General features: G+C 45.5%; 13 protein-coding genes. 2 read left to right on the forward strand and 11 right to left on the reverse strand.

Going from position 1 to position 11,538, the window contains the following annotated elements; translation table 11 throughout:
• Positions 1-40: 40 nt before the first annotated feature.
• Together rpsG and rpsL are read right to left on the reverse strand one after the other, a co-directional pair.
• Positions 41-511 (reverse strand): 30S ribosomal protein S7, encoded by a 471-nt coding sequence (rpsG, locus tag QT998_RS23755; protein WP_106150481.1) that lies wholly within the window; start codon positions 509-511, stop codon positions 41-43.
• A 117-nt stretch (positions 512-628) separates the two neighbouring features.
• Complete coding sequence (gene rpsL / locus QT998_RS23760) at positions 629-1,009, reverse strand: 30S ribosomal protein S12 (RefSeq protein ID WP_006632197.1); 381 nt, start codon at positions 1,007-1,009, stop codon at positions 629-631.
• A gap of 466 nt (positions 1,010-1,475) precedes the next feature.
• Between rpsL and QT998_RS23765 the strand changes: the two genes are divergently transcribed.
• Together QT998_RS23765 and QT998_RS23770 are read left to right on the forward strand one after the other, a co-directional pair.
• On the forward strand, positions 1,476-1,685 hold the full coding sequence (locus QT998_RS23765; RefSeq protein ID WP_333118090.1) for a hypothetical protein: 210 nt from the start codon (positions 1,476-1,478) through the stop codon (positions 1,683-1,685).
• A gap of 162 nt (positions 1,686-1,847) precedes the next feature.
• Positions 1,848-2,696, forward strand: coding sequence for an Npun_R2479 family HD domain-containing metalloprotein (locus QT998_RS23770; protein ID WP_194068606.1), 849 nt, complete (start codon positions 1,848-1,850; stop codon positions 2,694-2,696).
• Between the two features lie 258 nt (positions 2,697-2,954).
• Here the strand turns inward: QT998_RS23770 and QT998_RS23775 are convergent, their stop codons facing one another.
• The 9 genes from QT998_RS23775 to QT998_RS23820 form a co-directional block, all read right to left on the reverse strand.
• Entirely contained in the window at positions 2,955-3,470 is a 516-nt protein-coding gene (locus QT998_RS23775; RefSeq protein WP_194068605.1) for a transcriptional repressor, read from the reverse strand.
• Positions 3,471-3,524: 54 nt separating this feature from the next.
• Complete coding sequence (locus tag QT998_RS23780; RefSeq protein ID WP_333118091.1) at positions 3,525-3,863, reverse strand: hypothetical protein; 339 nt, start codon at positions 3,861-3,863, stop codon at positions 3,525-3,527.
• Positions 3,864-3,961: 98 nt separating this feature from the next.
• The gene (locus QT998_RS23785) at positions 3,962-4,132 is read right to left on the reverse strand and encodes a hypothetical protein (protein ID WP_333218169.1); all 171 of its coding nucleotides are present in this window, start codon (positions 4,130-4,132) and stop codon (positions 3,962-3,964) included.
• 358 nt (positions 4,133-4,490) lie between these two features.
• Complete coding sequence (locus tag QT998_RS23795; protein ID WP_442921996.1) at positions 4,491-5,987, reverse strand: chlorophyll a/b binding light-harvesting protein; 1,497 nt, start codon at positions 5,985-5,987, stop codon at positions 4,491-4,493.
• Positions 5,988-6,009: 22 nt separating this feature from the next.
• Positions 6,010-7,080: a chlorophyll a/b binding light-harvesting protein gene (locus QT998_RS23800; protein WP_333118095.1), complete on the reverse strand. Its 1,071-nt coding sequence runs from the start codon at positions 7,078-7,080 to the stop codon at positions 6,010-6,012.
• Between the two features lie 548 nt (positions 7,081-7,628).
• Positions 7,629-8,366, reverse strand: a complete 738-nt coding sequence (locus tag QT998_RS23805; RefSeq protein WP_194011399.1) for a response regulator transcription factor — start codon at positions 8,364-8,366, stop codon at positions 7,629-7,631.
• A 937-nt stretch (positions 8,367-9,303) separates the two neighbouring features.
• Positions 9,304-10,254, reverse strand: a complete 951-nt coding sequence (locus tag QT998_RS23810) for an FTR1 family iron permease (protein ID WP_333089830.1) — start codon at positions 10,252-10,254, stop codon at positions 9,304-9,306.
• A 152-nt stretch (positions 10,255-10,406) separates the two neighbouring features.
• Complete coding sequence (locus tag QT998_RS23815; protein WP_194011394.1) at positions 10,407-10,841, reverse strand: ferritin-like domain-containing protein; 435 nt, start codon at positions 10,839-10,841, stop codon at positions 10,407-10,409.
• A gap of 225 nt (positions 10,842-11,066) precedes the next feature.
• A complete protein-coding gene (locus QT998_RS23820) occupies positions 11,067-11,510 on the reverse strand; it encodes a hypothetical protein (RefSeq protein WP_333118097.1) in 444 nt (147 codons plus the stop codon).
• Positions 11,511-11,538: the final 28 nt, after the last annotated feature.

Genomic DNA, 11,538 nt, shown 5'->3' on the forward strand with positions numbered 1-11,538 from the left:
CATACCGCACGACCGGCCTGTTTTCCATGCCCGATTTGGCTTAGTACCGATAGTGAGCAAAAGCCTTGTTAGCTTCGGCCATGCGGTGTGTTTCTTCGCGCTTGCGAATAGCACTGCCTGTTTCGTTGGCTGCATCCATCAGTTCGTTAGCCAGCTTGGCGGCCATCGAGCGGCCGGTGCGGGCGCGAGCAAATCTGATCAGCCAGCGCAGGGCGAGGGTGGTTCCGCGATCGGAACGCACTTCCATCGGCACTTGGTAGGTGGCGCCACCTACCCGGCGGGCTTTGACTTCTACCAAGGGTGTAGCGTTTTTGACTGCTTTTTCAAACAAGTCTAACGGTTCGGCTCCCGTGCGTTCTTGGATGGTTTTCATGGCATCGTAGACGATGCTGGAGGCCACGGATTTTTTGCCGTGCTGCATGATCCGTCTCACCATCATGCTTACCAACCGGCTGTTGTAGGTTGGATCTGGCGGAACTGGACGTTTTTGAATAACTGTGCGGCGAGACATAGTTTTATTGGGGTTTTTTGATTTTGATTGATTGAATTTGGGGTTGTGAGTTCAAATTTTAGATCGGCGATCCAACTTAATTTTTGCTGGCTCATCCCCGGCGATCGGGCGTCAGTGCTATTTTTTCTCTTTAGGACGCTTGGCACCATACTTGGAACGACCTTGCTTGCGGTCTTTCACCCCAGCGGTGTCTAATGTACCGCGAATGATGTGGTATCTAACTCCGGGCAAATCTTTTACCCGACCGCCCCGGATCATTACTACCGAGTGTTCTTGTAAGTTGTGACCAATCCCGGGGATGTAGGCTGTCACTTCAAAACCAGAAGTCAGCCGTACCCGAGCCACCTTCCGCAGCGCCGAGTTGGGTTTTTTCGGGGTAGTCGTGTACACTCTGGTGCATACTCCGCGGCGCTGGGGGCAACTCTTGAGAGCTGGCGATTTGGTTTTTTTCTGCGTTTGTTCCCGTGCTGAACGGATGAGTTGCTGAATAGTGGGCATGAGTTACGGCATTTCTAGCTTTTTGCTGAATATAGTGATTTGCGGCATCCGCACTGAAAGTCCCTTCCCTTCAGGAGGGACGGGATATATGAAAATAATTATGGGTAAGTGAGGATACCAGACTCCATATATTACACCACTAGACTTTTTTTGGCAAGGAATTTGCGAGCACGGGCGATCGAACTTCCAGCAAGCAAGGAAGTTGGGACGAGGATCTCGCCCGCGAGTGCCTAATATGTGGCATATTATTAATTAATTCAAGCTCAAATTTAATGGGGATCACAGCCGTCAGCCAAATTTATGACGGTTTTATGACGGTCGATATTTCGATCGCCTCACCATCTTCGGCAGACTCCCGTCAACCGAGTGCGCGCGATCGCATCACAGTCTGGGCCCGATCCATATCACATAAACTTATCTAAAATTGCCGGATAATCAGAGATACACATTGAGTTAACAGCAGGAGATGAGAACCAAAGCTTACATTCCCGAACAGACATTTTCCGAAGTTTACTTCAATATTTGGAAATCGGGTAAGATTAATCAAACTGTGTTCCAGAAAATACAACACGCAATTAATTCTGAGAGTCTAAAAAAAATCACAAAAGCTAAAAAATATCAGCAGACTGCTCTCTGCATTGCGGCGGAGACGGGTGTCAGTCCTATACTGATTTGATTGAAAGACTTGAAATAACTGCTTTCATAGAATTACAAACAATTCACATAGCGTGAATTAGATTTAAGCCTTTAATTAAAATCCCATCCCTACAATTAAAGAAACTCAAACTCGGTGCACCAATCAATCTTAAAAGGCAATATTAAGGTAAAATAATAGAGTATGTTTAATTCCACAGAACTGCTGATAGAGGCTTTCATTGAACAACTAGAAAACGGTTACAGCCGCACCTACGGAGGCTACAAATCAGACTATGCCGACATTATTGCCTGGGTCGGAGCAATGGCATTAGAAAACATCGCCAACAGTGACGCTCTTTATCACAATGTAGAACACGCCATTTGCATTACCTTAGTAGGTCAAGAAATCTTGCGGGGAAAACACATTCGCAAGGGCGGAGTCTCCTGCGAAAACTGGCTCCACTACATCATTTCTTTGCTGTGCCAAGACATCGGATATGTCAAAGGAGTCTGCCGACAAGACCAAGTATCAGAAGGATTGTACGCTACCGGAAAAGATGGCATGAGAATTGCACTACCTCCCGGTGCAACAGCCGCCAGCCTAGCTCCTTACCGAGTTGACAGAGCAAAACTTTTCATTGACGAGCGTTTCGGCAACCACAAGCTAATTAATGCCGAGATAATTAAGCAGAACATAGAACAAACTCGTTTCTCGGTGCTTGACGGCAACACTGACGAAGATACACTAAATTATTCTTTAGTTCGCGGTGCTGACTTGATAGGTCAGTTCAGCAACCCGCAATATTTACAGAAAATTGGTGCCCTATTTTACGAGTTGGAAGAAATCGGTGCTACTAAAATTTTGGGCTGCCGGCATCCGGGGGACTTGCTGCAAAGCTACTCAAAGTTTTATTGGAGCGGAATTTATCCTCACATCAGCGAATCCCTTGGTTACTTGCAGTTGACGCAGGAAGGCAAACAAATTGTTGCTAGTTTGTACGCTAACGTATTTCGTATGGAACACGAACGTTCCGATTCTGAGGCTGCTTGAGTACAGGGGAATTCATTAGTCATTAGTCATTAGTCATTAGTCATTAGTTATTAGTCATTAGTGCTGTCCCCGAAGAGCAAACGTTGTTAGTAGTTGGTTATTATAACTAGACGGAAATAACGAATTGTATCGTGTCAGATAGATTGACTGCAATAACATTAGTTCGTTATGAAAGCGGACTTAAGTCCGCACTACAAACCGTTTAAGATGCGATCGTCTATTGGACGTGATATTACCAATTACCCAAGCGTATTTGACTCAACTCATTTCCTGCTCTAGTTCCGAATGATATCTCGGACACAACCAATTGCTCGGTAGCAAAGAAGGCCATCCCTCCCGCAGCGCTTCCAAACAAACCGCACGCACAGTTAACTGACAGTCGAGCAGTTCTACACCAGCTTTTTCAACTTGCTTTTTACCAATTTTTCCAATTGAGTCGTCGCTAAATTCAAAGGTTTTGTGACACTGAATGCAAACCAGATGGTGGTGGTGATGCAATTCCGGTAAATTCAGTTCGTAATGTTTGTGTCCTTCTGCTAATTCTAGTTCGCGCAAAATGCTAATTCTTGCTAATAAGTGCAGCGTTCTATAGACAGTAGACAAGCCTATTCGTTCTCCTTGACTTTGCAAAATATTGTATAATTCTTCTGCACTCAAATGATTGCCTTGTCGCAAATTTTGAAACACATTCAAAATTGTTTCTCGCTGGGGAGTCAGGCGACATCCTCTCTGGTTTAGTTCGACTTTGAGTGAGTTGCTGCTGTATATATTCATCACTAATTTATCCCAATAATTGTTATAATTTCCCCCTCTGTCAGGGGGAGTTTACTAGATCCTAATTCCGGTTGCTAAAGGTGGAATAGAAGGATTAATTGTCTGTTTTTCTGCATAATCTTTGTGAGTTCTAGAGCAATGTTGCTGGCAAGAATTGGCAAAACAAGTCTTTGGTTCAAAGTCTGTACAGCCGATCGCATCTTCAGTACAAGCAACGCACGGCCGCACCGTACACTTGAGACGGTAGTCATTAGTAAAAAACTCGCAATCCGCACAGGGAATTTGGTGCAAGCGCCGGAGTTGATAAACTCCTTCGCGCAGCGCTACCCAAACACTCCACAAAAACATAACCATCACAGTTACGATACAAAAACAGCACATAAAAACAGTCATAGACTAATTTTCTCTCTTGGTATCTACAAATCCAGAACTGATGAAGTTTAAGCAAGAAACTTCAACTTTGTTTCTTGCTTATCTTGCTTAAATTGCATTCAGATTCTATTAATGCGGGCGCGAGAAGCGTGCCAGATGTGACCGGCAAGCGCTGTTATACCCAAGAAAAATCGTGCATTTAGGCGGGCATTACCAACCCACAACTTAAAATTTGCTTCATCCTTTCCCAAGCCGTTAACGCTAGCAATTGTCACAGTTCTTTCCCTCATGAAATTAATATCTTGGCAACTTTTAACTCGAATATTGTTGCCCTTAGCCTTTTTTGCAGAGTTTTTTGAACTCGGCAAAATTTGAATAAGACTTACGAATCAAGGTTCAGAAACCAGGGTTTTTACGAAAAGACGTGTGGTCATCCGTAGATTCCGTAAAAACCCAGTTTCTTTGGTGGGAGTGAGTCCAGGAGTTTTTAAGTCCTACGGCTCAGGTATAATTTGACAGAAATTTAGCTATGACTTGAGAAAAAACCGGATTTCTTGAAGGTATTAGTGCCGCAAGTAGCGGACAGAAACCCGGTTATTTAGTTTTTCGCAGTGCGGAATTAATTCCGCACTACAAACCGTTTTTATTTCAGTTCACAACCCCCCGGAAAATTGCATCAATGCCAGCAAAATTGTCTAACAGCAAATAGGCAAGGAATGCTCCACTGGTACCGCCCATTACCAAACCGCCCCGGAATAAACTCCAATCTTCAGGCGTTTTGTGCCAGTAAAGAACTTTACCTGCTTCAATCTTCCGATTCTCGTAAATCGAAAGGCCCGTTGACAGAATCAACACCAATGCCAGAGTTACCAGCAATGCTGCCAGCGGTGCTAAACCTTTTTCTTGCAAAGGTAGCAATACTGCAAAAGCTCCTACTAGGAAATAGCCGTGAGCCAAGCTAACTTCCAATCCCCTGACTATGGGAGACAATCCTTTGCGGTAAATCGGCAAATTTCGCAAAAAAGTTACAGTCACATCGGAAAAACTAACTGCTGTTGCTGCCGCAGGTTGAGCTTGCATCTGACCGGACTTTTCAACATTACTGGCAGTTGCAGTTACAAATTCGCCCGATCGAAAATCAAACCCCGCCGCCTTCGTGCGAACGCGCAGCGCGTGCCAGATGTGACCCGAAAGCGCCAAAATCGCTAACACAAAATGGCTTGTCGCCAGCCAAGTCCGCGAAGAAACAACCGCTGCATCCGAGCCGCTCAAACCCACAGGGCCGTAGAAAACCTCTGGATAAACAGTGTCATTTACAGTCACAAAGTAGGCGGCCAAAAAGCCCATATAAGCCAGAGCGCCCAAACTGTAAGAAAGGTAAGCTTCTCCCGACCAAAACAGCACTCGCTGGGCCCAAGCAAAAGGCTTAGTGAAGATATGCCAGAAACCGCCAAGAATGCAGAGCAAGCCAACATAGATGTGACCGCCGACAACATCTTCTAAGTTGTCAACTGCTGCCATTCCTTCCGGGCCGCGCACTGGTAAAAGATAGCTAAAAATGCGGGCAGGATTCAGCGTTGGTTCGCTAATTATCCGCACGTCAGCAACGTGGGGATCGTAAAGACCGCCCCAAAATAGGGCTTTTGCTACCAACAACCAAGCACCTGCACCTAACAGCAATAGGTGAATGCCGATGATGGTTGTCATTTTGTCTTTGTCTTCCCAGTCGTAGCCGAAGGAACCAAAGAATGTTTTGTTTTGCGGCAATACTTTCGGGCCGAGCAAGGAATGGTAAAGGCCGCCGGCACCGAGAACTGCGGAACTAATTAGATGCACAACTCCGATCGCAAAATAGGGATAGGTATCAACAATTTGACCGCCAGGCCCTACTCCCAAACCCAAACTTGCCAAATGCGGCAGCAGGATTAAACCTTGGTTGTACATCGGCAACTCTGGGTTAAAGTTTGAAAGTTCAAACAGAGTCATTGCCCCGGCCCAGAGTACGATCAAACCGGCGTGAGCGACGTGAGCTCCCAAAATTCGTCCTGAAAGGTTAGTGAAGCGGGCGTTACCTGCCCACCAGCCGTACTCGTTTTCTGAGTTTTCCGGCTCTGGAATTAAATTCTGATCTGCTATTGCTTGCATTTTCGCTTTCCTCCTGATGCGGTTAACTGGCTGGACTGGCTGCAACTTTATTTCCTTCGGGCTGGATGTCTTCGCGCATTGCTTGCATGACTTTGCCTTTGCGGAAATCAAATCCTGCCGATCGCAAAGCGTGCCAGAAATGCCCTTGCAGAACGAAGAAGGCGAGCCAGAAATGGGTGTTAGCCAACCAGACGCGGGAGGTCAGCATTCCTTCGCTGTGAAAATAGGGGAACTGCTCGAAGCCAATTTTTAAAGTTGGCCCGTAGAATTCCTCTGGGTAAGCAATGGTGTTGACTGAAACAAAGTAGGCTGCGATGAAACCCATTAATGCTAAGGCACCGAGACTATAGGAGAGGTAAGCTTCTCCCGACCAGATGAACAGGCGTTTTGCCCAATCAAAAGGTTGAGTGCGAATGTGCCAGAGGCCGCCGGCAATGCAGAGGATTCCTACCCACATATGTCCGCCGACAACATCTTCGAGATTGTCAACAGAGGCGAGCCAGTGCGTGCCACCTGCACCGAACAGGTAGCCGAAAATCACGGCGGGATTGAAAGTGGGTTCCGAAATTACCCGCACTTGCCCGATCGTGGTATCATATAAACCACCGAAATACATAGCTTTGGCCACCAACAAGAAGGCACCGACACCAAGCAAAACTAGGTGGATGCCCAAGATGGTGGTCATTTTATCTGCGTCTTCCCATCTGTAGCCGAAGAAAGGAGTTTTTTCTTCGAGGGTGGCGGGCCCTTTGAGGGAATGAAAGATGCCGCCGAAGCCGAGAAAGGCTGAGCTAATTAGGTGAATTACACCAATCTGAAAGTACGGATAAGTATCGACAATTTTGCCTCCGGCACCAACTCCAAAGCCGAGTCGGGCTAGGTTTGGCAACAGGATTAAGCCTTGTTCGTACATGGGAAATTCTGGGTTGAAACGGGAAAGCTCAAATAGGGTATAAGCTCCCGCCCAGAGGACGATGAGGCCGGCTTGGGCGACGTGGGCGCCTAGCAAACGACCGGAAAGGTTGATTAAGCGGGCGTTGCCGGCCCACCAGGGAAAGGTTTCTCCTTCGGCTGGGAAGGATTTTTTTGCCATGCTTGTCACGGGGCGATTTACCTCTTGTGAAAGATGTCAGTTGAGTTTTAAGCGCTTGCGGCTTATTGATATAGATAATCAACAATTTTAGAAGTTTCGTCAAGGGCTTTTTGATAAAGTTTTTCACTTATTTTAGTTAAGATATGTAACATAACGGTGTAAAATATCCTCAAATCAAGCCTGTAACTGGTTTCTAGGCTCGATGGCAAGTTTGCCCGTGATTGGCAAAAATAAAGATTAGATCGAATTTGAAGATTTTATTGACAAATAGTCTTACTAAGCCTATTGTTGTTTAAATAGCTATCTCATCCTCTCGGAAAAGACAAGGTGGCAGAACAAATCCGGTACTTTCTTCTGGGTAAGCTTCGATCGAAGTGCGACTAAAAGACGGTGCGGGATTGTTTTTTCTCAAGTAAGAGAATTAATACCAGCTAATGGCTATTTCTTGGCATATTCATCTCAAACTCCAAACCACAAAGCCTGAGAGCATTTGCTCTCAGGCTTTTCTATCGAAATTTTTAACTGCTTGTGGAATCTGGCGCGCCCGTTCAAGCAGAGGATTTGCTTTCCTCGGCGACTTGCTCGTTGCTGGGCAATTCGAGGCAGTAACCGGCCCCGTATACGGTTTTGATGTACCGAGGATGGCGGGGATCGGGTTCCATCTTGGTTCTCAGGTGTCTGATGTGTACGCGAATTGTTTCGATGTCGTCGTCTGGGTCGTAGCCCCAGACTTCTTTGAGGATTTCGCTGGGAGAGACTGTTTGACCGTGGCGCTGCAGCAAGCAGTGCAGCAACTCGAACTCTAGGTGAGTCAGTTTGACGGTATTAACGTACCAAACAGCTTCAAACCTTTCGGGGACGAGGGTCAGCGGGCCGTAATTCAGGATTTCCGAGTGTTTGGCTGCTTGGGGGATGCGGTCTGTGCGCCTCAGCAGGGCTCGCACTCGCGCTAGCATTTCTTCTAGTTCAAAGGGTTTGGTCAGGTAGTCGTCGGCGCCGGAGTTGAAGCCTTCTACTTTGTCTTGAGTTTGGCTTAAGGCTGTCAACATCAAGACGGGTATGTCTGATGTGCGATCGTCCCTCCGCAGACGCTGACATACTGTGAATCCGTCTACTCTAGGCAACATCAGGTCTAGGACGATCAGATCCGGCAGCAGTTGTATTGCCAGTGCCTGACCTTTGATGCCGTCTTCTGCCTGGGTGACTTCGTAGCCAGCCATTTCTAGGTTGACGGCTACCAGTTCGGCGATCGCCGCGTCATCATCAATAACAAGTATCCGAGGCATCATCATTTATCTCACCGCTAACCAGATGGCTGAGACTACAGCATTCTGGGGGTTCCAGCTAACTTTAACGAACAATGTTTTAATTTTAAGCTTCATTAAGAGCTTTGCGAATTCTGTAAATATTCTTGTACTAATTATAAGCCCTATGGAGCAACTATCAAAAAAATGTTCGCCAAAAATCTTTCTGAGGGCAGATTTTTTACTGGCCGACAGGTTAAATTTTGGTCGGATGCGGGCGGGTTTTGCGGGGAGTTAGCTGCGATTTGATGTGAGATTTAAGATTTCAGAGGCGATTCTGGCTTGACTGGCCGATCGATGTAACTGTATTTACAACTGTCGAAATGGGAAATGCCAATATTTTTGGTAGGAATTTGCCCTAAAGTTGAGCGGTTGAGCCTAGAAATTGATAGTGGCGGATATCTGGCGGTGCAATTCCTCAACCTTCTAATTGCTGCTGGGCGGCTTGAATGTGAGTTGAAGCGAGATGTATTGAGAATAAAACATTGCTTTCCCACTTTTGGATGCAGGTAAAATCGATGTCGGTTTGCTGTCGCATTTGTCGATCGACCTGTTTTGCGATCGAGCTTGTTTTGCCTCTATGATATCAAAAAATAGTTTGAGCTTTTGAGTTTAAGGTTTCCCACGATCGATCGCCCAAAAACTCTAAATTTTGTTAAATTTGTTAAGTTGAGTTAAAAAAAATTCTTTTTTTTTTGATGCCTAGGGCTTGCTTTTGAGGGCTATTGACGGTATAATCTAATAATGGAACTATGACTATTTGTACCAAAAAAACTCACTATTTCCATTATTAAATGGTATCATACAAAAGTCAAAAAATCAACCCCCAAACCTGAAAAAAATGGGCGTTTTTTTAATCTTCTGAATAAATAAAATTTTGTTGAAGCTGCGACACAACCGAGAAAAACTGCTAGCAAAGCTAGTGAGGCGGAGCGGGTTGAGTATTGTTGGTGGGAAGAGTAGGCTTAGAGTCTAATTTTTGGAAGTAAAGACTGCCGATGGTGGCTAAAAATATTGTATAACCAATAGCTTGCAAAAGATAGATTCGATCTCTGTATCCAAAGAGTGCTTTGAGAATAACTCCGGGAAACTGCCGATCGGGCAAAACTCCTGCGGCATTCCACACCATCGGGCCTAAAATACAAGAGTGCAGTGCTGCAGTACGATCGTAAAACACACAAATTGCTGCATACTTGCTATCCATCTGCGATAAAATAGCAGCAGCTTGGTCAAAATGCTTGAGTGCAGATGCCGCCAAACCCGCGACAATTAACAGCAACAAAATCCCCATAAACTTGAAAAACAGGCGGATATCAATTTTGACTCCCCACTTGAACAACAGCGCCCCAATGATTGTCGCCCCAGTCAAACCGCCCAAAGCGCCTAAAGCCGGACTCAAACCCTGTTGAAATTGAGCGCTAACAAACAAAACTGTTTCAAAACCTTCGCGCAGTACCGCAATAAAAATTAAACCAAATACGCCCCAGCCCGCCTGAGTATTTTCTCTTAAAGCTGCTGTAACTGCTCCTTCAACTTCAGTTTTGAGAAACCGCGCTTGCTGAGTCATCCAAATTAGCATCCAGCTTAGCATGGCGATCGCCACAACTCCCAAGACACCTTCTAATAGCTGTTTGATTACCGGTGCGTAAGGCTGATTAGATGTTGATAGGGCCGCGAGTAACCCATTGAATAAAACACCAACCAAACCGCTAGCAGCAATGCCGGCTGCTACACCTGCATAAACCCAGGAATTGAGGTTACTTTGCTCGGCTTTTTTCAAACAAGCGAGAACAATTCCCACGACTAAGGCTGCTTCCACCCCTTCGCGCAGGGTAATTACAAAAGTCGGTACAGCTTCGCTAAAAATCAGTTCCATAAAGTTCGTAGTGAGGACTGAAGTCCTCCATAAATTTTTTAGTGAGGACTTCATTCCTCTCTTGCGATACTTTTAGTTAATAAGGACTCAAGTCCTTAGTACAAACTAATTAGATCCCTAACTAAGGACTGCGGGTTATTAATTGCCTAACTAAAATCTCTAAGCATCTTTTTCAGTTCTACTTGATGCAGTTCTTCTTGACCGATCATGGTGCGGGCGTATTCTTCCAGATAAATGCTGCAATCTGTCACTACTTCCAGTAAAGATTTATACTTTTTGAGGGCTTTCTTTTCGTGATTTAAACTTTCTTCCAACAAGTCTTTTACCGAATGTTTGTATGTTTCTTCGATATTCGCAATTTTTTGGGTTGGATGTCCTTCTAAACCAGTAAGAATTTCTCCGGCTTGTTGCGCGTGGAGCAGGGATTCAGTTGCTTGTGCTTGAAAAAATTGCACGATGGGGATGCGGTTTGGGCCTGTCACCATCAGTGCATAGTGGGTGTAGCGCACAACCCCTGCTAGTTCCCATTCCATGATGGTGGCTAGCAGTTCTTGGGTTTTTTTATCGTCAAGTTCTTTCATTTGTTGTGTTTTATTTAGAATGCAATGAATGACAATATTTAGGATATCATGTTTCTTGATTGAATGGATTTTTGGCAAAAAGTGTTTTTTTTAAAGGCCTAAAGTGGTAAGGTGCGATCGATCGCGCCTTACCGCTTTAGGTATTTGACTTTTGTCCTAATTTCAAGAAAAAGTTTCCCAGCAAGGCGCGCGCCGCGCAGCTTACCGGACAGTTTTTTGTCTCAGTTAGGGGTTGACTTCCAAGACTCCATTAGGAGCAAACACTACGGTAAATTGGGCTGCGGGTACTGCACCCCTGTTACTCTGAGTTTGGGAAGTCTGCTGCAAAGAAGGTAGGGGAGTTTCTTGGGTGAAATCTTTGGCTGGTTGATTGAGCGGCTCGAAATTTGCGATCGCCCCATCAAGACTCGCAGTCACGCGATACACTAGATTTTGCGTGAAGGTAGGCTTAGTTTGCCAATCTCGATCGATGCGATCGTACAGTTTCAGACTTAACTCCTGTAGCTGGGCGCGATCGGTAATTTCTACTGTCTGATTAGTCCCATTCACCGCCTGAGCTTCTGGCTGACCTGCTGATACAGGTACAGCTTGCACAGTCTTATCTGTACCGCTACTGGTAATAAGCTGAGACGCAGCTAGATTGTATAATATAAAAAAATAAGCAATCATTAGTTATAGTGTATGCCAGCCAAAAATC

The sequence above is a fragment of the Microcoleus sp. S1D4 genome (assembly GCF_036700765.1).
Classification (GTDB): domain Bacteria; phylum Cyanobacteriota; class Cyanobacteriia; order Cyanobacteriales; family Microcoleaceae; genus Microcoleus.